A 21587-nucleotide genomic window follows, 5' to 3' on the forward strand; every position below is an offset into this window, starting at 1 on the left:
GGCGGTAGCTGAAGCCGCTGCATTGCCCGGTCCATACCACCCACGAGAACCCGCCCGTGAAGCCCATTCAGATCCTGATCAACGCGAAGGACAACGCCTCCAAGGTGTTCGATTCGCTGCAGGCGAAGGTAGCGGCTGTGGGTGCGGCCATCCTGGGCTACTTCGGCATTCAGGCGTTTTCCGGGATGGTGCAGGGCGCGGCCGACTTCGAGTCCGCGATGAGCCGGGTGAAGGCCGCCACGGGTGCCAGTGCCGAGGAAATGAAGCTGCTCACCAAGGCAGCGAAGGATGCAGCGGCGCAGTCCGGTTTCTCCAACGTGGAGACGGCCGACGCGCTCACCAACCTGGCCAAGGCTGGGGCGGATGCCACCCAGGCGATGGAGGCGCTGCCCGGTGTCATAGCGCTGGCGCAGGCCGGCGAGGTCGGTCTGGCGGAGTCGTCGGAGTTCCTGACCAAGATCATCGCTTCGATGGGGGGCAAGTTCTCGGACGCCGCCAAGTATGCCGACGTGCTGGCCATGGGGGCGAACGCCAGCAATACCTCCGTCACCGGCCTGGCCCAGGCGCTCAGCTACGCCGCTCCGGCTGCCAACGCCCTGGGCATGAGCCTGGAAACCACGGTGGGGATTCTGGGCAAGTTCGCCGACGGTGGCATCGACGCCAGCCGCGCCGGCACTGCGCTGAATTCGATCCTGTCGCAGTTCCTGGACCCCGCGTCCAAGTTCCGCAACGAACTTGCGCTGATGGGGATCACGACCACGAACTTCGAGGAGGCGTTGAAGCAACTGGCAGCCGCCGGCCCGCGTGGCGCAAACGCCATTCTTGCCGTGGGCCAGGAGGCGGGTCCGGCCCTGCGCGGCCTGCTCAATGCCGGGATTGGCGCACTGGACGATCTGATCGGCAAGCTGAAGAATGCCGAGGGCAGCGCCGCGGCCACGGCGAAGACCCTGCGGGACAACCTCAACGGTTCTCTCGGATCGATGGCAAACGCCTGGAAGGCCGTTACTGACGTGCTGGGCACGCCTGTGCTGCCGGTGCTCAAGCAGGCGGTCGATGAGCTGACCGCCGCTTTCCGCCGCGCCGTCGAGGACGGCACAGTGCAAAAGTTCGGCGAGTCCATCGCCACGGCCATGCGCCAGGCAATCCAGTTCGTGCGCGAGTTCATGGCTACCGTGGACTTTGCCGTGGTCATCGCCCGCATGCAGGAGTTTGCGGACCGCACGAACGAGTCGTTCACTCGGATCGGCGAGTACGCCACGAATGCGGGCAACGCTGTCAAGCTCGCATGGGGGCTACTGACCGGCGGCCTGGATCTCGCGATGGTGGGCATCTACAAGGCCACGGAAATCGTGGTAGCCCAGTTCGCGCGCATCCAGCTCGGTGCATCTTTGATCGTTGAAGCCTTCGCAAAGATCACCTTTGGCGAGGTGTCCGAGCGGTATCAGCGCGCGGCCGATGCAATGCGCCTGTCCGCCGAAGCAACCGCAGCCGCCAGCAAGGCCTTGGGCGAGAAAGCGAAACATGCCCTTGAAGATTCGGCGAAGGGCGCAGAGTTGGCGCGCGAGGGCTGGACCGGTGTCACCAAGGCCATGTCCGAATCGGAAAAACAGGCGGTGCTCACAAGCAAGGCCATGGCCAAGATCGCCGAAGACCTTGGGAACGGTGCCAAGGCGGCTGCGGACTACGGCGTGGCCATGCAGAAAAAGGCCAACGCAGAATTGCTGGCCGAGCAAGCCGCCGCCGCTCATGAGGCAAAGATCGCTGAGCTGAATAGGCGCTACGAACAGCTGAAGGCTGACGGCAATATCAACGAAGCAATCAAGGTGATGGACGAGTTCCAGAAAACCTTGAGGCAGGGCACGTTGACTGCGGAGGAATACAAAAAGAAGCTGGACGAGCTGGCCAAGGAGGTGGGGGCTGCGTTCGGTCGATTGGGGGTGGTCAGCTCCGCGAAGTTGCAAGAAGCGGCAGAGAGTGCTCGCAAGGCCTTCGAACTGATCCGCAACGATTCGAACAGCACCACCAGGGACATTGACCGCGCGTGGGCCGCAATGGCTGAGAAGGCCATCGCTGCAGCGGACGGCGGCATTCTTCCATCCTGGATCCGAGCTCAAGCTGCAGCGCACGGCTACAAACTGTCTGTTGACGAAGCCGGTCGGGCCACGCTCGATCTTGCCAACAAGAGCACCGAAGGCCTGGGCCGCCTCGCAGGTGGCTGGCGCGAAACCGCCGAAGCCATTCGGGCCCATGAGGATGCGATGGACCGCATCCTCATGAAGCACAAGCTCAGCGCCGATTACACCGAGCGCCAGATTGCATTGCTCGAGCGCGAGGCAGCCGCCGCCGAGAAAGCCGCCGAGGCCTACCGCAAGAAGTGGAACATGGACAAGGAGGGGTACTCCCTCAACACTGCGGGCGAGCGCATCAACCAGGGTGAAACCCAGGAGCAAATCGACGAGGATGTGAAGCGCCGCTACGGCGAAGAGAACATCGCAAACCCCGACGCGCTGCGCGCCCGCCAGCTCGCCGTGCTCCTGAGCATGATGTCCCAGCTGGGCGGCCAGGTGCGCGACCCTGCGACCAGCAAACAGATCGCCGACATGCGCCGCGAGCTGCAGGAGCTGGAAGCCAAGCTGCTCAACGGGGTGGGGGGTAAGCCCACGCCTCCCGCGGCCCCAGCACCACCACCTCCTCCACCCGGCCCCACGCGCGACAGCGGCGGAATCAGCGAGCGCCCGAGCGGCGGCGGCCCGGGCGTTTCGCGTGGGCCTGACATCCACATTCACCTCGCCCCGGGCGTGGATCTGAGCAACCGCGCCGAAGCCGAGCGCATTGCCCGCCAGCTCATCCCCGCCATGGAAAACATTGCCCGCCGCGGCTTCCGCGCGTCCTGATCTGCCATGACCGCCACACCCTACACCCGCACCCGCATCCTCGGCAACGCCCACAACAAGGTGCGCGCGGCCGCCATCACGGCCACCGCGCAGCGCGCGAGCACCCAGGTACACCTGCTTGCACAGAACCGCTCCGGCAACGGGTCGATGGGGCTCGCTGGCGCCTACACGGGCGGCGCCGACACCGTGGTGGACGTGGAGGTCCTGGGCGGCCCTGGCGGTGAAATGCGCGCCTCGACCCCGGTGCTGCAGGGCGTGGGTAACGGAACCCTGGACGTGCTGGACATCGACCTGGGCGCGGTGCCGCAGACCTTGCGGTTCTCGCTGCTGGACGCGGGCAAGGCCGCCACCCCTGCGGTGCTTGACTTCTTTGGCGTGCAACTGGCAGCCCGGGCGCCTGGCGCCGCCGGCAACAGCATCGAGCTGACGGTAGTCCGCAGCCTGACCTACACCGATCTGCCTTACTCCACGCTCGACGGGATTGGCGCTGGGGCATCGTCCTTCGAGGGCGCGCAATTCGACTGGGGCCAGCCGCCCGGCACCGTGGGCCAGGTGCCCGCTGGCGCGCTGCGCATCGCTTTCGCAGGTATCCCGCAGGTGCTGCGGGCCTGGAAAACCTGGGACAAGGGCCGCTTCACCTACCGGCTCGACCCAGCCTTGGCCTACGAGGTGCCCGAGAACACGCGCGTGCGCGCCGTGGCTGGCGACTACACCTTGACCGTGACCGACGGCACCGACACCGAGACCTACACGGCGGTCACAATGTTCGACTTCCTGGCCCAGGTGCAGGCCCGCAGCGCGCTGCTGCAGGTGCTGGGCGTGGTGGCCGAGGACCGCGCGCCCGGCGGCCAGGCCGTCACCGACATCCCGCTGCGCACCGACGCGCACGCGCTGCCCGTGCTCGCCTCCGTGCGCCGTCCCCAGACGATGGTGGTGGGTGCTGTGGATCCTGCCGCCCCAACCGAAAACATCGTGGTCATCAACGAGGGCCGCGCCACGGGCGGTGCCCAGTATTGGAGCGTGCGCGGAGGCGTCAGCGGCCAGCTGCCGCCCGCCTACACAGGCGTGCCCTACACCGCCGGCCCGGTGGCTTTCACCATCCCCACGCCCGCCAGCAGCGTGAGCGCCCAGGCCTCCATCAAGTCCCGTTTCGTGCCCACCACCCGCCTCACTGGCGAGGGGCTGCCCGCCATCTGTTTCAAGCCCGAAATCCTCGGCATCGCCGCTACCGACAAGGAGGTGACCTTTGTTTACAAGAAACGCCCACCCGCTGATTGCAGCTGCGCGCACATGCCCGCGCTGCCTGTCAGCCTGCAATGCCTGGGCCTGTTGCCCGAAGACGAGGGGGCCATGGAACCCGCAGTAAAGACACGTCTGCTTGATCTCATGCAGTGGCGCGCTGACTTCCTGGCCACCAACATCGGCCTTGAGCCGTCCGACAACCCTGAGCTCGTCGCGTCCGCGCGGGTCAAGCTCGATGGCAGCGACGTAGCGCTGGTCAACGCCGTGGTGCAAAACCTGCAAGGCGCACTGCTGGAGATTGCTGAAAACACCGACGCGCTCGATGCGTGGGATGCGGTGGTGGTGGACCTGAAAGCCGAGTTCGTTGACTACGCGGCCCTGGCCGGCAGCGGCTCGAATGCGATCGCCGAGGCCACCGCCGAATTCGTCAACAAGTACAGCGCTGCGATGGACCTGTGCCGCGTGCACGCGGGCATCCTCCCAAAAACTGACGCCGGTGGGGAAACGGGGAGTCCCTGCTGGCGCGACCCTGGCGATGACTACCTGTGGGAGCACGCCGAGGGAATCTATCTCCCCATGTTCACGAACCAGCCGTATGTCAGCGTGATCCGCGATGCGGACGGCAAGATCGTGAGCACCCAGGAATTCGGCATTGGCTTGGTCACCCAGTGCGAGCACCGCCTCAAAGTGGGCGACTCGATCACGATCCGAATCTCCAACACGCACAACCAGTCTGCCTGGTCTGAAGGTGACAAATTCACCATCCCCGTGATCGCGGCTGGCTCGGCGCCGCTCACGGGCGGCACGGACGGCAGCCCGGTGCAGACATGGACGGTCCGCAGCTCCGTGCTCGGCGCGCTGGCGGACTGGCTGTATGACCCAGGGGCGCCTGCTCCCTACACCGTGGGCCCCGCAGATGTGGCCCTGATGCCCGGGGGTATCCCGTTCGAGGTGGGTGACACGCTGGCATTCGACATCGAGGGTGGGGAACTGCGCTGGCGGCGCGACGGCGGCGCCTGGACCACGGCCGACCTGTACGGCCCCGCGCTGGATCTGGGCGATGGCCTGCTGCTGCAAGCTGCGGCTGGCGCGGCGCCTTCGTTCCTGGAAGGCGACACCTGGCAGTTCCGGGCCGTGGCCACCTACGGCACCGACCGGCTGCGCCAGCCCCGTGTGGGCCGCGCCTTCGCCTGGGATGGTGCGGCTGTCACGCTCGACGTAGACCTGGGCGCCGCGGTGCCGGTCGAAGTCGTCATGGTGGCGTTGCACGGCATTGCAGCGGGGGCGTCTGTCGTCGTGTCCGGAGGCCTGGCCACGGCCACCGAGTGGACAAAGCCCATGGTGTTGCACCCGGTGCTGTCCCTGGTCCGCGTCGATGATGACGATGCAGGCGCGGTGCGTTACCTGCGGCTCACGATCACCGGTGCGGGCGCCGGGGGCTCCATCGGCTGGCTTTGGGCCGGCGAAGGCTGGCAGCCCACCGTCACGCCACGGATCACCCGCGCCCGGGGATGGGCGATGTCTCGCGGCACTGGGGTCAACGAGAGTGGGCTCTACCGCGGCGCGGGCGTTGGTGGCAGCTGGAAATGGGATGAGAGTGGAGAAAACGCCGCCCTGCTGGCGGACAGCTACGGCGTTCTGTTCTCCGTGCTCGACTACGCTGCGCGCCAGGGTGCGGAGGCCTTGGCCATGGTGCCGGACCTGGATAGCCCCGCTATGGCTTCCCTCTGCACCATCGACAGCGAGCAGATTGAGGCGGAGGACTCCAAAGACTGGCAGTCCACCGCCGAGCGCGTGGTTTCCCTGTCGCTGCCTCTGCGCCCCGTGATGGTGTGACCGGCATGTTCGAGCTGACCATCCTCACCATCCCGCCCCTCGTGTTCGAGGGCGCTGCCGTGACCGCCGTGGGCGCCGCGGGGGCTTCCATCAACGGCGAGATGCCGAACATGCCGGTCACCCTGGACAACGCCCGGGGCGAGCACACCCAGGTGCTGGCCGCCGCCGACGTGCTGCGCCACCGCGCCGAGCTGCGCCAGGCGGGCGTGCTGATCTTTGCGGGCGCCGTGCAGGCCATCACCCTGGGCGCGTCCATCGTGCTCGACCTGGAGGCATGACCATGGCCGCGCCGCTGCTCTACTCCGATAACCTGCCGCTGCGCCGGGTGGAGGACCTTCCGCAGTACAGCGCCGAGGCCGCTGGGCGCGCGCTGCCGTGGGTGTTTGGCCGCGCCACCGTCAACCCCGTGCCGCTGGACCTGTCCGGCGCCGAATGGCTGGTGGCTGATCATCCCGTATCGGGTATCGACCGCGTGACCGTGGCCGGGCAGCCCACGCAGGGCTGGCAATTGGTGCAGCAGCTCGACGCCACGGGCTGGCCCATCTCCGTGCTACGCCTTGCCCAGCCTGCCGCCAGCCAGCCCGTGGCCGTGACGGTGGCCGGCCGCCGCCACCCGCAGACGGGGGAACTGCTGGCCACGCCCTCCGCCATCGTGCGCGAGCTGCTGCGCTTGTGCGGGCACACCGAGCCGCGCGACGCCTGGGCAGGGCTCGATGAGCACTATGGGCAGACCGCGCTGGGCATTGTGTTCGGCGACGAGATCGCGCTGCGCGCGGCCATCGCGGCTGTCGTCGAGCCCTTGGGCGCGATGTGGCGCCCAGGCTGGGCCACACAGCGCGCGCCAGGCCTGCCCGTGGCCACGCTCGACGCGTCCGTGGTGGAGAGCATCAGCGCCCGTGCTGACAACACCGCGCTGCGCACCACGGCCCGGGTGACCTATGCATTCGACTGGGCTGCCAACGGCGCACGCAGTGCGATGAACCTTGCCGCGCCTCAGGCCGTGTCCGTGTGGGGCGACTTGCCCTTGCAAATCGACTTGCCCGCCGTGCGCACCGCCCGCGATGCGCTGGCCATCGGCTCCGCTCGCCTGGCCGCCGCCGCCCGGGCTTGCTGGGTGGTGGATGCGGAGGTGTCCGAGCGCGTGGGTGAGCTGCGCGAGGGAATGACAGTGGAGGTGGCCCACCCGCACGCGCCCGCCGGCTTGGCCGTGCTCACCTCCGTGACGCGCGACCGCGAGCGCGGCAGCTACACCCTGAAAGGCGAGATGTACGCCAGCACAGCCCCGCGCGTGGAGATGGTGCGCCGGGGCTCCGCCCTGGTGGCGACACCCACCCAGTCCGCGCAGGTCACCTACCGCGACGGCGTGGCCACGTTCCCCATCCTCGATGACGCCGGGCAGCCTATGGCCGGCGCGGCGGTCACGCTGGACGGCCTCTACACGGCCAACACCGACGCTCAGGGCCTGGTGCAGTTCCGCATCACGCGTGGCACGCACACGCTCCTGGTTCGCAAGCCTGGCTTCAAAGACAGAGAGTTTGATGTCTCCGTATGACGATCATTCAACGCACCCCGGACATCAGGATCACCGTGCGCATGGAGCGCACGCTCGCGCCGACCCCTTCCGGCAACGCCAGTGGAGGCGGAGAGGTGCCCACGGGTGATGTCCGGTGCACGGGCTGGCTGGCGCCGATCATCAGCACGGCCCCGGATCACGTCCTTGTGGTCACAACGCTGGGGGAAGGCCTCACAGAGATTCACAGCGAGTATTACGACGAGGCTTCCGGAATTTACTACGGCGGGTTCGAAGGCTCGCTCTGGACGGGAGTGCCTGCGCTGCTGGATGAGGGCGGCAACGCCCGGCCTATCCCGGCCGAGGGGTTTGTCTGCACCGAGTTGCAAATCAATACGACCTACTACGACGAGTTCCCCGGCCGGAGTTTCATCGCGCTCGCGCCAGGCGGGACCTGGACGGCAGAGTGGGACTCCGCAACGGTTGATCCGCTGTACGCAGCGTCCGGCCACTACGTGGTGATCACCGGCGGCACGTTGCTTCTCAAGGCCGTGAGCACGGACACATCCGCAGATGCGCTTGAAACCCTCACTGCGCGGGCATTCGACGGCACTACCCAGATCGCCGAGTTGATCTTCCGCGCGCATCGCATCGCTGCCTGAGCGAGAACATCATGACCTGTCAAAACGAATCCTTCCCCCTCAAGCGCGGTGCGAGCTTCCATGTGCTGATCCGCATCCCCAGTGCCTTCCCTGACGGGCATTTCGTGGGCTGGACCCTGCAGTCGCAGGCGCGCACCGAAGAGGACGAACTGCTGGCCGATCTGGAAGCGAGCTGGGAGGACCCATTGACCACCCGCGTTCTCGTGCTCAAGTGCCTCGACACCAATGCATGGATCGTGGGCCCGGCGCAGTTCGACGTGAAGTTGACCGCCCCCGATGGCTTTGTGCTGCCAACCGACACCGCGATCTTCTACGTGGTGCGTGGAGCCACCCATGCCTGAACGCCTGGACCTCGAAATCCAGCTGCCGCCGGTGCTGTCGCTGCGGCTGCTGAAGCCGCCCGCAACGCTGCCTGCGGACATGGCGTCCGTGATCGTGGGCAAGCCCGGCCCGCCGGGCGGCACGACCTATACGCACACGCAGTCCATCGCGGCGGCGGTCTGGACTGTGGCCCACAACCTGGGCCGCCGCCCGTCCGTCGCTGTGGCGGATCACCTGGGCAACCAGATCTGGCCCGACGTTCGCTGGGTGGACGACAACCTGGTGCAAATCACCCACGGCACCCCATTAACCGGCTTCGCTTACTGCAACTGAGGAACCACCATGAAAATCACGAACACCCTTGACGCCGGCGGCTTCAAGATCATCAACGCGGGCGATGCGACGAACCCGCAGGACCTTGTGACGAAGGCCCAGCTCGACGCGTCTGTGCAGGGCTGGAAGTGGAAAGAGCCCGTGCGGGCGGCCAGCACAGCCAATATCACCCTCTCGGGCGCGCAGACCATCGACGGCGTGAGCGTCATCGCTGGCGACCGCGTGCTTGTCAAAAACCAGAGCACCGGTGCCGACAATGGCATCTACGTGGCCGCCTCCGGCGCATGGGCGCGGGCCACCGATTTCGACGCTGCGAGCGAAGTGGTCGGGGCCGCCGTGTTCGTGTCCGAGGGCTCGTCCCAAGGGAACAGCCAGTGGCACATGACCACCGACGGCCCCATCACCATCGGCACCACGGCCCTGGTCTGGGCTCAGGTGGGCGGCGGCACCAGCTACACCGAAGGTAACGGCATCGACATCACGTCGGGTGTGATCTCTGTGGACCCCGCCGTCGTGGCGCGCAAGTACAGCGCCACCATTGGCGACGGCACGGCCACCACGATCACGCTCACGCACAACCTGAACACGAAGGACGTTGCGGTCAGCGTGCGCGAGGCCTCCGGCGATACCGGAGTGCTGGTGGATTGGGTGGCCAACGGCGTCAACACGGTGCAGCTCACCTTCGGCACGCCGCCCAGCGTCGGCCAGTACCGGGCCATGGTGGTTGCATGAGACTCCTGGGGCCCACCACGGTTTGCGAAGGCAACATCGTTGTCGAGGGGCTGGCTCGCCGCTTCATCGGGGATTTCTCGAACGCGACGGCGGGCAACCGCCTCGTGTTCCAGACATCCGCGGCGAACGCTGTGACCGACGTGGCCGTGATGCCGTCGGGCACCGGGACCACCGCGGGCTGGCGCGCGTACAACGCTTCAGACCCGAACAACGCAAGCCTGATCCGCCTCGAGATCGGCGCAACGGAGGCGTTGGTCCGCTCAGGTCAGATCGGCACCGGGAGTTACCTCCCTTTGTCGTTTCTCACGAGCAACACCTCGCGCCTCACGATCAGCACGACGGGCAAATTCAGCATCGGTGGCGCGGCCTCGGCTTGGGACACCGACAAGACGCCTATCCAGTTCGTGACAGCATGGAGCTCCTTGTGGAGCCATGACACAAACAAGACCATTGGTATCTGCGCCAACTATTACTTCGCGGCCGGCGGGAGAACGAGCATAGGGGCGGCTGCATCAACAGAAGTCCAGGCCGGCTCCGGTGGCGTTTACATACGCAACTACCCATCTGTCGCCGCCAACACTTTGGTCGGTGCGGCGCTCGTGGATTTCAATGTCACCCCGGCGGGCGCGCAGCTGAGCACTCCGCAATTGCTGGGATATGGGACGGGGGCGGGTGGCACGGTCACGCAACCCACCAACAAGTCCACGGCGGTCACGCTCAACAAGCCCTGCGGCCGGATCACGACGCACAACGCATCGCTGCCTGGCGGCACCTCCGTTGCCTTCACGTTCAACAACTCGCTGATCGGAACGGATGACGGGGTGGATGTGTGGTGCAGCAGCCCGCAGAACTACAAGGTGCGCACCGGTGTGCCCTCGACGGGCTCTGTCCCGGTCTACATCGAGAACACCACGATCTCGGGGCTGTCCGATGCCCTGACCATCAATTTTCGTGTGCTGAAAGGGGCTACCTCGTGATCCTCAAGCAACTGATTCGCTATGAGAACGCCCCAGCGATCGAAGCCACCTGGGTCGATGAAAACGGGGACGTTGTGAAGTGCCACGCCTACGCCGCTTCGCAAATGAACGAGCTGCGGACGGACCTCGGCGCTGATGCTGCAGAGCATGCGGCGCTGATCGCGCAGTGCGAAGCCGACTACACGCCACCGGCGCCCGCCACCGCAGCGCAGATCCGCGCGGGCCTGCTGGCTGCCCTTTCCTCCGAGTACGAGCGCCGCATGCAAGTGATCGCGGCCGGCTACCCGCCGAGCGAGCGCGAGAGCTGGCATGTGCAGACCTCGGAGGCCCGCGCGCTGCTTGCCGATGCGCATGCGCTTACACCGTGGATCGACGGTGCGGCCGCCGCGCGCGGCATCGACCGCCTGGTGCTTGCCCAGCGCATCGCAGCGAAGGACGACGCCTACCGAGCCATCCACGGCGCGCTCACGGGTGCGCGCCAGCGCATCGAGGACCTTATTGATGCGGCGGGCGAGGACGCGCAGGCCCTGCAGCTTATTGACGTGCTGGCCGGGTGGCCTGGCCTGGAGTAAACGCAATGAAAACTGAAACCCTCGAAACCCTCGCCAACATCGGTAGCAAAACCACGGCTGCCGGGGCTGGCGTGAGTGTTGTGGGCACCTTCATCCTGCAGAACATTACCGGCCTGTTGGGGCTGGTGATCGCTTTGGTGGGCGTGCTGATCAACGTGCATTACAAGCGCAAGGCCAGCAAGCGCCGGGACCTGGAACTGGCTCTCAACACCCGCGCGACCGAGCAGGCTCTGGAGCTGCAGCGGGTGGAGGCCGAGCAAAAGCGCGCTGAGCGTGCCCTGCGCATGGACCTCATGCGCGCCGGGGTCGATGTTGGACCACCGCCCAGCGACCTCGCGCCCCTGCCGGCGGTGCCACTGCCTGGCGGCCGGGAGGATGAAGATGAACGATAGAGCCAAAGTCTGGGGCTCCCTTAGTGCGGCCGTTCTTGCCATCGTGGGCGGGGTGTTCGCGGTTGAGGGCGGCTACAGCAACAACCCGGCCGACCCGGGCGGCGAGACGAACCACGGCGTGACGGTTCAGGTGGCCCGTGACCACGGGTACACCGGCACCATGCGCGAGCTGCCCAAGGAGTTCGCCCAGGAGATCTACGTGCGCGACTACATCGAGCGGCCCAACTTCCACCGGGTCATCGAGCTGTCGCCCGCCGTCGGCGAAAAGCTGGTGGACGCGGGGGTGAACGCCGGGCCCGGCCGGTCCGCGCGCTGGTTCCAGCAGTCGTTGAATCACCTCAGCCGGGGCGGCGCCGACTTCCCGCCTGTGGCCGTGGACGGGCAGATCGGCCGCCAGTCGCTGGCTGCCTATGAGGCGCTGGAGCGCAAGCGCGGGCGCGTGAAGGCCTGCGAGCTGGCACTGAAGCTGATCGATGTGCAGCAGGGTGCGCACTACCTGGGCCTGAACAAGCCCATGTTCATCGTGGGCTGGGCCGACAACCGGCTGGGTAACGTGCCGCTGGCGCGCTGCGCGGAGTCCGTGCGAAAGGACGCGCCATGATGAGCCCGGGACAGATCCTCATCCTGGCCAGCTTGGCAGCGAATGCGGTGCTGGGCTGGGCCTACCTTGGCCAGCGGGACGACGCCGCCGAGGCGCGCACCGCGCTGCGCGATATGGAGGGCCAGCGCGACGGCGCACGCGGGGCGGCCAGCGCCTGCAGCGACAGCGTGGAAGCTCTGCGCGAATTGGCCGACAAGCAGGCCCGCGAGGGGGCAGCGATGCGCGCTGCAGCAGCCGGGAAGGCCAAGGGCCACAACCAGCGGGCCGACGCCATCCTGGCCGCGCCCGCCCCGGTGCCGGGCGATGTATGCGCCAGCGCACAGGCCCGGGTGGACGAATGGCTCAAGGGGAGGGCGCAGCCATGAAAACCGCTATTGCTTTGATAGCTGCTTGCGCTTTATCTGCCTGCGGCACACGCGGAAATCATGTGGAAATCCAGCGCGTGAACGTGGCCGTTCCCGTGGAGTGCAAGGAGCCCACACCGGCCCGGCCCGTGATGCCGACCGAGGCGCTGCGCCCCGGCGCCACGGTGGACCAGTTCACCCAGGCCGCCCAGGCAGAGATCGAGCGCCGCGAGGGCTACGAGGTGCAGTTGGTGGCCGCCCTGGCAATCTGCACGCGGCCAATCAAGCCTTGACCGCCACCACCTTCAGCTCAAGGTCATAGCCCATGGCCTTCAGGGCTGCCGCAATGGTGTCGATTTTCGTTGCGTGCTTCAGGTCGAACACCCGGGCCAGTTCCTGGGGCTTGATGCCCATGGCGCGGGCGATGTCCGCCGACTTCATGCCACTCGCAAGACGGGCATTCAACAAGTGCACCTTTGCAGCGACAGAAGCGGGCAGAGCGACGATGCGCTCTCCCGCTTTTGCCTTGCTGGGCGTGGGCACTGGCCGGCCGTCATCAAAGTAGAAATCCATGGCTGTCACCAGGGCATCGAGCGCCATGGCTTCGGCCTCCTCCAAGGTGTCCCCTTCGGTGATCGCCTCGGGCACATCCCGGAAGGTTACGGTGTATCCCCCCTCGGGCGCGGGATCAAAAAGCGCTGGAAACTTCATAAACTACCTCCGCAGGGAGTGAGATGCAATGCGAACCGAGGTAGGCCCTTTCGGGCCCCCTCTCTCATTTGATGTTGAGTTGCTTCAAGATGGCTTGTCTAGTTCCTTCTTTAAGCTCCTTACTGGGGTGTCTTGGCAAAACTGTTTGCTGTCCGTTGAGGGTGACCTTGGTGTGTCGCTTTCCCTCTGTGAACGTTGCACCCTGTTTTGCAAGGAACCTCTTCAGTTCGCTTGCTTTCACTGCCTGCCTTTCTGTTGTTGCGATGGAAGAAGTATAAGCATTAATGCTACGTAATGCAAGCAAAAATGCTACTACGTCAGAAAGATTTCTACTGATCGTTTATCCAGTGGTGCAGAATCTCGCCATGCCGTCAGACCAGATCGTTCAATCCGCCATCGCCTTGCTGGGCCCGACCGCCATCTGGCTTTCGCAGAGCCGCAGCGCGCGGTTTCAGCGCTGGGCCTGCATCGTGGGGCTCGTGAGTCAGCCGTTCTGGTTCTGGGCCGTGTGGGAAAGCGGCCAGTGGGGCGTGGCTGTGGTGGCCCTTGCCTGCGCGCTGGCCTGGCTCAAAGGGCTGTGGGTGCACTGGATTGCCCCGCGCCCACCGGCGGGCGTGGGCACCCTGGCACTGCCGCCAGAGAGCCGCCTGAAGTAGGGCGGCGAGCAGGGCTCAAAATTCAGCCCTGCGGCTTCGCTGATAATTTTTGGTGCCTACATCGTAGGTCCAGAAAATTAACATCCGCCTTGCCACCCATGATCCTGACGCTCCGCATCGACAAGATAGAACCCGGGAACTACCGGGCCCAAGTATTCGACGGCCGCGAGGAGCTGGGCGAGTTCGGCGCCCCGGGCATCGCCGCAGCGATCCGCCAGTGCGCTGGCCAGCCGATGCCGGACCTGTCCGGGTATCACGTCTGGTATGAGCACGTTTGCGCGGGCACCATCCCCATGAGCAACATGCGCATTGATCCCGACGGCATCGCGCAGCGTCTGATGAGCTTGCACGGATCGGTGCGGGGTTGAACCGGCGGGGGGGCCGCCCTCGGCTGTGGTAGGGTGGCGCGCACCACGCTCTGGCGCCCCTCAAAGTGGCCAGGACCTATCGTGTGGACAGCTCCAGCACGCCGCGCTGTCCATCCTGCCGGAGCAAAAATGCGCCGGGCTCGTTCACCTTCACAATGGGCACCCCGCAGAGCGATCCCGGATACACGCTGTCCGCTTCTGGCAGGATGGCTTCCATCGCTTCGCGGTGCGCGGTCTGGAATGCTGGGAACAGGTCCGGACCCAGCTCGATACGTGCCGGCATGGAGCGACCGGCGCGGGGCTCCGAGTAGATTGCTTCGGTCAGTTGCGTGATCAGCGGCTGCATGTGGTCTATCCCAAAATCTCCCCCAAAACGAACCGATTTCAGCATATCAAAGCCGACCCGCCTCATAGGTGGAGCGCGGCTCAAATGTGCTGTGATGGGCCCTGTATAGGGTTCGAATCCCTCCGTTTCCGCCAGACGCAAAAGCCCTGAGTGATTGATTCACTCGGGGCTTTTCTCTTTTGTGCCCAAGGAACTGGCACCGCAACGGGCATTTCGCCCGGTTGCCCGTGCTTCGTCCTGAGGGGCCTCGCGCCGCATTGACGGACAGCCGGGTTGCGTTCGCGGTCCGCGTTGGGGAGTCGCCTGGCGCAGTCCCGCGCCACCACCTGAAGGCTACGAGCCAGCTCCCGCGATGAGTGCCAGGCATCAAGGCGCGAACACCACCGATGACTCTCCCAACTGCTTGCGGCCGCCCCGCTGATCGCCCGATCACGGCTGCCGCCCGGTCGGCTCACTGACGCGCAGCCCCGCAAAGGTCGCGAACTCAAAAAGCGCCGCCCCCTCCGGGCTGCAGCACTTGCACAGGTCTGCCAGCGCTGGTTCGACCTCCTGCAGCGTGAATCAGGGGGGCCGTGTCTCCCGCCGGTACGCGCAGGCTCTTGGTGCCGTCCACAGGATTCGGGCCGGTGCCGGGCGTGCGGCCGATGCGCTCGGCTCTGTGCGCGCCCGTTCAGCTTTGTGTGGATATCAACAGGCTACTTCTTGATTTTCCAGTCGTCGAAGTGGCTGCCCATTAAAAATATAAAAAATGCCTATGTTTTTATATAAAAAAAGATTGATTGTTTGAATGTTTCTGCGGGCTTAGTCTACGTGCAAGTTAGATCAAACGCGCCGCAAGCACGGCGGAGAACCAACAATGCACGAGTACGTGGACTACATCATCGTCGGCTCAGGGCCGGCGGGTTCAGTCATCGCCAGAAGGCTGAGCGAGCGGACCCATCACAGCATTTGCGTCATCGAGGCGGGTTCCGAGGACAAGGATTTCTTCATTCGCGTTCCTGTCGGTTTCGTCAAAACCCTGTACGGCGGGAAGATCACCTGGAACTACCAGACCGAACCTGCCGCCGCGACGCACAACAGAAAAATTGCCATGCCGCAGGGGCGGGTGGTGGGGGGCTCCAGCTCGGTCAATGGCCTGGTGTATTCGCGCGGTCAGCGCGAGGACTTCGATGACTGGGAAAAAATGGGAAATGCCGGCTGGGGCTATGCCGACGTCCTGCCCTACTTCAAGCGTTCGGAGCGCCGGCTGGGGCCTTGCGATCCGGAGTTTCGCGGCACGGCCGGGGAACTGCCCATCACGAATCCCGACTGGGCTTCGCCGCTGTGCGATGCCTTCATCAAGGGATGCGAGGAATTCGGTATTCCCTGCAACCCCGACTACAACGGCAGGGAGCAGCTGGGCGCGGGGTATTTCCAGCGCTACATCCACAGGAACCGGCGCGTCAATTGTTCCGATGCTTTCCTGCGGCCGGCAATGCAGACCGGTCGGGTGCAACTGAAGACAAACGCCGTGGTGTCGGAAGTCCTGTTCCAGGGCCATCGCGCCGTTGGCGTGAAGTACATCCGGCATGGCGCGTCGCACACGGTCTACGCCAACAAGGAGGTGATCCTCAGCGCGGGGGCCGTGAACTCGCCCAAGATCCTGCAACTGTCAGGCCTTGGAGACTCCGAGCTGCTGCGCCCGCATGGCGTCGCCGTCAAGCAGCATCTGCCTGGTGTGGGCGCGAATTTTCGCGATCACTATACGGTGCGCAGCATTGCGCGGGCGCAAGGCGCCACGACGCTCAACGAGTTGTCCCGGGGATGGCGCCTGGGCAAGGAGGTGCTCAGGTGGTTCGCGGGCAAGCCGAGCATCCTGGCGCTGAGCCCTTCGCTCGTGCATGTCTTCTGGCGAACCCCACTCAGCCCCGCGCGCGGCGACATCCAGATCCTGTTCACGCCGGCCAGCTACAAGGAGGGCAGCAACTACGTGCTCGACGACATGCCGGGCATGAGCACGGGCGCCAGGCAGCAGCGGCCTGAAAGCAGCGGCTATGTGCACATCCAGTCCAGGGACCCGCTGCAGGCGCCGCTGCTCCAGCCGAACTTTCTCAGCCATGAGCTGGACCAGCGCACGCTGGTCGAAGCGCTGAAGCTCGCCCGGCAACTGATGGCCTCCTCGGCGATGGCGCCCTACCTGGTGAAGGAGCTGCAGCCTGGCAAGGACATCGCCACCGACGACGAGTGGCTGGACTATGCCCGGCAGAAGGGCACCACCGGCTATCACATGGTGGGCACCTGCAAGATGGGTCCGCGCGAGGACCGCATGGCCGTGGTCGATGCCGCGCTGCGGGTTCATGGCTGCGAAAACCTGCGCGTCGCGGATGCGTCCGTCATGCCCCAGGTTCCGTCCGCCAACACCCTGGCCGCCAGCCTGATGGTTGGCGAAAAGGCGGCCGACATGATTTTGGCGAAGTAAAGCATCTATGACTGGAGACAACGCAATGTCAGCATCCCTCCCTCAAGTTCTCGAATCCGTTTCGACGCTGAGCCTGATCGCGGGGCAACGCGTGGGCAGCGGCGCCAGCTTCGCCGTGCGCGACCGCTACTCGGGCGAGACGATCGCCCAGGTGGACCAGACCTCCCGGGAGCACATCCGGCAGGCCGTGGCCGTGGCGCGCCGCCATGTGAAGCAGGCGCCGGACGGCTACAAGCGTTCACGCATCCTGCGCAAGGCGGCGGAGATCATCCAGGCCCGCAGACAGCGCTTCATCGACATCATGGTGCTGGAGGCGGGGTTCACCGCGGCAGAATCGTCCGGTGAAATCGACCGCGGCCTGGATACGCTGGAAATCTCGGCCGAGGAGGCCAAGCGCATCTGCGGCGAGATGATCCCCATGGATGGCAACCCCGGCCAGAAAGATCGCATTGCCTTTACCCTGCGCACGCCGGTGGGCGTCGTGTGCGCCATCACGCCTTTCAATGCGCCGTTCAACGCCTTGCTGCACAAAATCGCTCCGGCCATTGCCGCGGGCAATGCGGTCATCCTGAAACCTTCTGGCTACACCCCGTTGACTGCCAGCCTGATCTGCGACGTTCTGCTGGAGGCCGGCTGGCCCGCCGAACTCATTTCCCTGGTCCATGGGGAAGGCGCGGAGGCGGGGGAATGGCTGCTGGACGAGCAGGGCATCGACTTCTACACCTTCACCGGCAGCACGCGGGTCGGCCGCATCATCCAGCAAAAGGCGGGCAGCCGGCGCACGCAGCTCGAACTGGGCAGCATCGCCTGCACGGTGATCTGTGAAGACGCCGATCTCGACATGGCCTTGCCGCGCATTCTGCGTGCCACGTTCCGCAAGGCGGGCCAGGTGTGCACGTCGATCCAGCGCCTGTATGTGGCGCAATCCCGGGTCGAGGAAGTCGCGGCCCGGCTGGAACAGGCCACGCGCGCGCTCAAGAGCGGCGATCCGCGGCAGGCCGGGACCGATGTGGGGCCGATGATTGCCGAGAAAGAGGCCATGCGCGCGCAGGCCTGGGTGCTCGAGGCGGTGGCCCAGGGCGCACGGCTGGTCACGGGCGGCCAGCGAGAAGGGTCCGTGCTGGAGCCGACGATCCTGGCCGACGTGCGACCCGGGATGAAGGTGGTGGACCAGGAAATCTTCGCGCCGGTCGTCACCCTGATGCCGTTCCAGACGGTGTCCGAGGTCATTGACAGCATCAACGCCACGCCCTACGGCCTGGCCGCCGGCGTCTTCACCAATGACGTGAACACCGCTTTCTACATGGCCCGCCATCTGCGCGTGGGCGGCTTGCATGTGAACGAAACCTCCAGCTCGCGCAATGACGGCATGCCTTATGGCGGCGTCAAGGACAGCGGCTACGGCTTCGAAGGTCCGAAGTATGCGATCCGCGACATGACCGACGAAAAGGTCGTGACGTTTTCGCTGAACACCCCGGCCTGAGATGGCTCGGCGCCCCGCAGCGGACGCCGCGAATTTCACCAGCCTGCATGCGCCCTTGCTGAGCGCAATGGCCTTTGCTTGCCGTTCGAAGAGTGGCCAGCCACGCTGGCCCACCGCGTGTGGCCACCGCCTTCCGAGGAGGCCGCCTTTTGTCGTGGGGCGGCTGGCGGCAAAAGATGAAACCGACCGTTGCTTGATTTTTTTGGAGACAAACCATGAATACGAAGAAGACTTTCAGCATCTCGAAGATCGTGCGTGTCGTGCTGGGCCCCCTGGGGCTGGCGTTGAGCCTGGGGGCGCAGGCCGGGCCTTATCCAGAGCGGCCCATCAGCTTGATCGTTCCATATACCGCAGGGGGGGCGACAGACGTCTTGGCCAGAATGCTGGCCAAAGGCCTGTCTCAGGAACTGAAACAGCCGATCGTCGTGGAGAACGTTCCCGGTGCCGGGGGATCGATAGGCCAGTCGCGTGTGGCCAGGGCCGCGGCCGATGGCTACACCCTCCTTCTGGGCAATGTCGGAACGCTGGCTGCGAATGCCTCGGTCTACAAAAATCTGCCTTACGACGTTCTCAAGGACTTCACCCCGCTCGCCTCCGTGGGTGATGCTCCGCAGGTGCTTTCGGTGCGCGCCGATTTCCCGGCGTCGAACCTGGATGAGTTCGCCGCCTATGCCAAGACCCATGGCGCGAAAATGAACTTCGGCGATGCGGGCGTCGGCTCGGGCGCCTTCCTGGGGGGCGTGCTGCTCAACGCCGGCCTGGGCATCAACGTGCCGCCCGTTCACTATCGTGGCGCGGCCCAGGCGACGTCCGATGTGATGGCCGGGCAGATCGACTACACCGTGGAAAGCAGCAGCACGGCGGTGGGCTCGATTGCATCGGGCAAGATCAAGGGGCTGGTGGTGCTGAGTGCGCAGCGCGTGGGCGTGCTGCCGAACGTTCCCTCGGCCAGCGAGACCTCCTACAAGAATTTGAACTACACCATCTGGAACATGCTGCTGGTCAAGAAGGGCGTTCCCATGGCGACGGTCAATACGCTCAACGAGGCCATCAACAAGACGCTGGCCCAAGCGGACCTGCTGGAGCGTTACAGGCAAATGGGCCTGGCGGTCCCCAGCGCCGCGCAGCGCAGCACGGAAGGCGCCGAGAAGCTGCTGGCCGAGGAAGTGGCGCGCTGGCAAAAGCTCTTGAGCGAAGCGGGCGTGAAACCGGAGTAGAGGCAAAGGCTCTCCCGGCCTCCCCGTCTCATTGGAACGTGGAGATGGTCCTGGCCAAGGCCACCAGCTTGCGGATGACGGTCTGGCTCTGGTCCATGCCCCACGCGGCATTGAAGGAAATGCGGGGAAAAGCCGGTGCGCCTTTCAGCGCAATGAGTTCGCCGCTTTTCAATTCCGATTCAATCAGGGGATAGGTCATCAAGCCGATGCCCGTGCCGCACCGGAGCAGCTCCTTCAGTGTCAATACATCGCCGCAGATATCGATCTTGATGCGGAGGCTGTTCTCCTTGACGAGTTTCGCCAGGATCGGATGCATGGGCGATTCTTTGGACAGCGACCACACCGGCTGCGAGCGCATCAGTTCAAGCCAGTGGGTCGCGGATTGGTCACCCTCGCGCCCCACAAGGGCCGGCGAGCCCACCAGCATCACGTCGACAGAGCCTATGGGCTCCACATGAAAGCGGTCGGAGGTCAGGGAAGGCGTGGCCATGAACACCAGGTCCAGGTGGCCCGTCTCCAGCTTGTTGACGCTCAGCGAGGTCTGCCCGACCTCCACCTCAAAATTCAGTTGCGGCATGGCCGCCCGCGCAGCGGTAATGAACTGCGAAAACCAGGTCTGGCCGATCAGGCCGGCAATGCCCAGGCGTATGAGCCCCGAGGCATGGGAGGCATCGTCGAGCGTGTGAATGACATCATCGATGGCGGCCAGGAGGGGCTTGATCTGCTGAACCAGCTCCCGCCCTTGCGTCGTCAGGTCCATCCTGCGGCCACGCTTGTGAAACACCGGAAAGCCCAGCCTTCCCTCCAGTTCCCGCATGCGCGCGGAAACCGTGGGCTGGGTGGTGTACATGTGGTCCGCAGTGGCCTGGAAACTGCCTAGCTGTGCAATCTGGCACAGCGTCTGGAGATGCAGGATATTTACTTTCGCCATGTGGCCCTTTGTCGAATTCAGTGGACTCTGCCCCTGAGGCTACCTCAGGAGTCCTTGGTTCGGGTGGCAATGCCCCGTCAGGGCAAACACAGTAAGCTTGGGCCATTGTTTCAATGCTCCAGGTGCCATGCGTATCGCCGTTCTAGAAGACGATGCCCTTCTGCAAGATGTCCTTCGCGCCGCGACCCAAGGTGCGGGGCACGTGTGCCATGCGTACATGACAAGCGAATCCCTCCTCAAGGATTTGCGCCATCAGACGTTTGACCTCTTGATACTGGACTGGCACCTGCCGGATATGGACGGGCCGGAGGTTGCCCAGGCCGTCCGCAAGGTCAGGCCCGATGCGATGCCGATTCTGTTCCTCACCCGGCGCAACGGCGAGCAGGATGTCATCGAGGGGCTGACCTCTGGCGGCGATGACTTCATGACCAAGCCCGTCCGCATGGGTGAGTTGCTGGCGCGTATTCAAGCGTTGCTACGCAGGGCGCACCCGACCGTCATGGCGGATGTGCTGGACTTCGGTCGGTACCGGTTTGAACCCAGCACGCGGACGGTCGTGCTCGACGGCAAAAGCATCGAGCTGAAGAACAAGGAATACGAACTCGCGTTGTGCCTCTTTCAGAACCTCGGGCGCTTGATGTCGCGGGACCATCTGCGCGAGAAGGTATGGGCAGACGCCAGGGATGTCCACACCCGCACGCTTGACACACACGCCTCACGGATTCGGACCCAATTGCTCCTGACCCCGGACAGCGGCTATGCACTTTCCGCCGTCTACGGGATCGGCTACCGGCTCGACAAGATTCACCAATCCGGGTGATGATGGGCTGGGGTGGCTGCAGCCTTGCAGGTCCGTATATTCGCAGGCGCAGCCTTGGTCTTCCGGTTGCACCTGCCTGCGCCATAGGCGGCATGTCCACGGTCTCCCATCCTCCCTCGGTCTCTCGTTTTTCTTCCCCTCTGACCATGTCCCATCGCTTTCCGCTTCATTGCCTTGCCTT

24 protein-coding genes are annotated in these 21587 nt (G+C 65.1%); 20 read left to right on the forward strand and 4 right to left on the reverse strand.

All coding sequences use genetic code 11. The features are described 5' to 3' along the window. Nucleotides 1-56 precede the first annotated feature (56 nt). From AC1RVY_RS08445 to AC1RVY_RS08510, 14 genes are all read left to right on the forward strand, one after another. A complete protein-coding gene (locus tag AC1RVY_RS08445) occupies nucleotides 57-2894 on the forward strand; it encodes a phage tail tape measure protein (RefSeq protein ID WP_492806201.1) in 2838 nt (945 codons plus the stop codon). 6 nt (nucleotides 2895-2900) lie between these two features. Beyond that, nucleotides 2901-5972 carry a hypothetical protein gene (locus AC1RVY_RS08450; protein WP_492806203.1) on the forward strand — a complete coding sequence of 1024 codons (3072 nt, stop codon included), beginning with the start codon at nucleotides 2901-2903 and terminating at the stop codon, nucleotides 5970-5972. A 5-nt stretch (nucleotides 5973-5977) separates the two neighbouring features. After that, nucleotides 5978-6250: a hypothetical protein gene (locus AC1RVY_RS08455; protein WP_492806204.1), complete on the forward strand. Its 273-nt coding sequence runs from the start codon at nucleotides 5978-5980 to the stop codon at nucleotides 6248-6250. Between the two features lie 2 nt (nucleotides 6251-6252). Further along, nucleotides 6253-7524 (forward strand): carboxypeptidase-like regulatory domain-containing protein, encoded by a 1272-nt coding sequence (locus tag AC1RVY_RS08460; RefSeq protein ID WP_492806205.1) that lies wholly within the window; start codon nucleotides 6253-6255, stop codon nucleotides 7522-7524. Continuing rightward, a complete protein-coding gene (locus tag AC1RVY_RS08465) occupies nucleotides 7521-8144 on the forward strand; it encodes a hypothetical protein (RefSeq protein WP_492806206.1) in 624 nt (207 codons plus the stop codon). The genes AC1RVY_RS08460 and AC1RVY_RS08465 overlap by 4 nt, the downstream gene beginning before the upstream one ends. An 11-nt stretch (nucleotides 8145-8155) precedes the next feature. After that, nucleotides 8156-8485, forward strand: coding sequence for a hypothetical protein (locus tag AC1RVY_RS08470; protein WP_492806208.1), 330 nt, complete (start codon nucleotides 8156-8158; stop codon nucleotides 8483-8485). Further along, nucleotides 8478-8798: a hypothetical protein gene (locus AC1RVY_RS08475; RefSeq protein WP_492806209.1), complete on the forward strand. Its 321-nt coding sequence runs from the start codon at nucleotides 8478-8480 to the stop codon at nucleotides 8796-8798. The genes AC1RVY_RS08470 and AC1RVY_RS08475 overlap by 8 nt, the downstream gene beginning before the upstream one ends. Before the next feature lie 9 nt (nucleotides 8799-8807). Beyond that, nucleotides 8808-9530, forward strand: a complete 723-nt coding sequence (locus AC1RVY_RS08480) for a head decoration protein (RefSeq protein WP_492806210.1) — start codon at nucleotides 8808-8810, stop codon at nucleotides 9528-9530. Beyond that, nucleotides 9527-10507 (forward strand): hypothetical protein, encoded by a 981-nt coding sequence (locus tag AC1RVY_RS08485; RefSeq protein WP_492806212.1) that lies wholly within the window; start codon nucleotides 9527-9529, stop codon nucleotides 10505-10507. The genes AC1RVY_RS08480 and AC1RVY_RS08485 overlap by 4 nt, the downstream gene beginning before the upstream one ends. Then, complete coding sequence (locus AC1RVY_RS08490) at nucleotides 10504-11079, forward strand: HI_1402-related protein (RefSeq protein ID WP_492806214.1); 576 nt, start codon at nucleotides 10504-10506, stop codon at nucleotides 11077-11079. The genes AC1RVY_RS08485 and AC1RVY_RS08490 overlap by 4 nt, the downstream gene beginning before the upstream one ends. Before the next feature lie 5 nt (nucleotides 11080-11084). Continuing rightward, the gene (locus AC1RVY_RS08495) at nucleotides 11085-11471 is read left to right on the forward strand and encodes a holin (protein WP_492806216.1); all 387 of its coding nucleotides are present in this window, start codon (nucleotides 11085-11087) and stop codon (nucleotides 11469-11471) included. Next, nucleotides 11461-12072 carry a glycoside hydrolase family 108 protein gene (locus AC1RVY_RS08500; protein ID WP_492806217.1) on the forward strand — a complete coding sequence of 204 codons (612 nt, stop codon included), beginning with the start codon at nucleotides 11461-11463 and terminating at the stop codon, nucleotides 12070-12072. Before AC1RVY_RS08495 ends, AC1RVY_RS08500 begins: the two co-directional genes overlap by 11 nt. Then, nucleotides 12069-12437: a hypothetical protein gene (locus AC1RVY_RS08505; protein WP_492806219.1), complete on the forward strand. Its 369-nt coding sequence runs from the start codon at nucleotides 12069-12071 to the stop codon at nucleotides 12435-12437. The genes AC1RVY_RS08500 and AC1RVY_RS08505 overlap by 4 nt, the downstream gene beginning before the upstream one ends. A gap of 62 nt (nucleotides 12438-12499) precedes the next feature. Beyond that, nucleotides 12500-12709 carry a hypothetical protein gene (locus tag AC1RVY_RS08510; protein WP_492806221.1) on the forward strand — a complete coding sequence of 70 codons (210 nt, stop codon included), beginning with the start codon at nucleotides 12500-12502 and terminating at the stop codon, nucleotides 12707-12709. On the opposite strand, the gene AC1RVY_RS08515 is transcribed toward AC1RVY_RS08510, so the two are convergent. Beyond that, entirely contained in the window at nucleotides 12699-13127 is a 429-nt protein-coding gene (locus tag AC1RVY_RS08515) for a type II toxin-antitoxin system HicB family antitoxin (RefSeq protein ID WP_492806222.1), read from the reverse strand. The genes AC1RVY_RS08510 and AC1RVY_RS08515 overlap by 11 nt on opposite strands. 64 nt (nucleotides 13128-13191) lie before the next feature. Beyond that, a complete protein-coding gene (locus AC1RVY_RS08520) occupies nucleotides 13192-13368 on the reverse strand; it encodes a type II toxin-antitoxin system HicA family toxin (protein ID WP_492806224.1) in 177 nt (58 codons plus the stop codon). A 124-nt stretch (nucleotides 13369-13492) separates the two neighbouring features. Here AC1RVY_RS08520 and AC1RVY_RS08525 point away from each other — a divergent pair, with 124 nt between their 5' ends. Then, nucleotides 13493-13783, forward strand: a complete 291-nt coding sequence (locus tag AC1RVY_RS08525) for a hypothetical protein (protein ID WP_492806226.1) — start codon at nucleotides 13493-13495, stop codon at nucleotides 13781-13783. Between the two features lie 98 nt (nucleotides 13784-13881). Further along, nucleotides 13882-14151 carry a hypothetical protein gene (locus AC1RVY_RS08530; protein WP_218339594.1) on the forward strand — a complete coding sequence of 90 codons (270 nt, stop codon included), beginning with the start codon at nucleotides 13882-13884 and terminating at the stop codon, nucleotides 14149-14151. Between the two features lie 76 nt (nucleotides 14152-14227). Here AC1RVY_RS08530 and AC1RVY_RS08535 read toward each other — a convergent pair whose 3' ends face one another. Continuing rightward, nucleotides 14228-14497 (reverse strand): hypothetical protein, encoded by a 270-nt coding sequence (locus AC1RVY_RS08535; RefSeq protein ID WP_492806228.1) that lies wholly within the window; start codon nucleotides 14495-14497, stop codon nucleotides 14228-14230. A gap of 856 nt (nucleotides 14498-15353) precedes the next feature. On the opposite strand from AC1RVY_RS08535, the gene AC1RVY_RS08540 reads away from it, so the two are divergent. The 3 genes from AC1RVY_RS08540 to AC1RVY_RS08550 all read left to right on the forward strand — a co-directional run bounded on the left by AC1RVY_RS08540 (nucleotide 15354) and on the right by AC1RVY_RS08550 (nucleotide 19655). Beyond that, complete coding sequence (locus tag AC1RVY_RS08540) at nucleotides 15354-16955, forward strand: GMC family oxidoreductase (RefSeq protein ID WP_218294029.1); 1602 nt, start codon at nucleotides 15354-15356, stop codon at nucleotides 16953-16955. 25 nt (nucleotides 16956-16980) lie between these two features. Further along, nucleotides 16981-18438: an aldehyde dehydrogenase family protein gene (locus AC1RVY_RS08545; RefSeq protein WP_492806229.1), complete on the forward strand. Its 1458-nt coding sequence runs from the start codon at nucleotides 16981-16983 to the stop codon at nucleotides 18436-18438. A 215-nt stretch (nucleotides 18439-18653) separates the two neighbouring features. Then, the gene (locus AC1RVY_RS08550) at nucleotides 18654-19655 is read left to right on the forward strand and encodes a Bug family tripartite tricarboxylate transporter substrate binding protein (protein ID WP_218294031.1); all 1002 of its coding nucleotides are present in this window, start codon (nucleotides 18654-18656) and stop codon (nucleotides 19653-19655) included. A 28-nt stretch (nucleotides 19656-19683) separates the two neighbouring features. Here AC1RVY_RS08550 and AC1RVY_RS08555 read toward each other — a convergent pair whose 3' ends face one another. Then, nucleotides 19684-20586: a LysR family transcriptional regulator gene (locus AC1RVY_RS08555; protein ID WP_218294032.1), complete on the reverse strand. Its 903-nt coding sequence runs from the start codon at nucleotides 20584-20586 to the stop codon at nucleotides 19684-19686. Nucleotides 20587-20713: 127 nt separating this feature from the next. On the opposite strand from AC1RVY_RS08555, the gene AC1RVY_RS08560 reads away from it, so the two are divergent. Next, nucleotides 20714-21406, forward strand: a complete 693-nt coding sequence (locus tag AC1RVY_RS08560; protein WP_218294033.1) for a response regulator transcription factor — start codon at nucleotides 20714-20716, stop codon at nucleotides 21404-21406. Nucleotides 21407-21587: the final 181 nt, after the last annotated feature.

This window comes from Acidovorax sp. GW821-FHT11A03 (genome assembly GCF_058809075.1).